Source organism: Caballeronia mineralivorans PML1(12) (genome assembly GCF_001028175.1).
In the GTDB taxonomy this organism is placed as follows: Bacteria; Pseudomonadota; Gammaproteobacteria; order Burkholderiales; family Burkholderiaceae; genus Caballeronia; species Caballeronia mineralivorans.
The window spans coordinates 1-378 of record NZ_AEJF01000316.1; the positions used below are offsets into that span (position 1 = coordinate 1).

General features: G+C 52.9%; 1 protein-coding gene. It reads right to left on the reverse strand.

The window, feature by feature from the left end; translation table 11 throughout:
* A partial coding sequence (locus tag EOS_RS42835) for an asparaginase domain-containing protein (RefSeq protein WP_235443144.1) occupies nt 1–362 on the reverse strand: 362 nt, incomplete at its 3' end.
* Nucleotides 363–378 lie beyond the last annotated feature (16 nt).

The following is a 378-nucleotide window of genomic DNA, read 5'->3' on the forward strand; positions in this document are numbered from 1 at the left end:
CTAACGATGCCATCATAGCCCGCATCTACCAGTGCTTTAGCCGGAAGATCGGATGCGTTAGCGTAGTTATAAACAATGCCGACTTTCGGCAGTTCATTCAGCTTAGAGACATCGAATGGCGTGTCGCTGGTATGCTTACGTGCCGGGGTACGCTGGTAGTCAATCTTACCGTTGTGAATGTAACCCAGAGGACCGTAGTTAACAGACTTGAAGGTCGCTACGTCGGTGGTGTTGGTTTTGGTGACGTCACGGCCATCAAGCACGGTGTCATTCATCACTACCAGCACGCCACGGTTGGCGGAGGCTTTATCAGCTGCGGTCACTACCGCGTTATACAGGTTGAATGGACCGTCTGCGCTCATAGACGTGGACGGACGC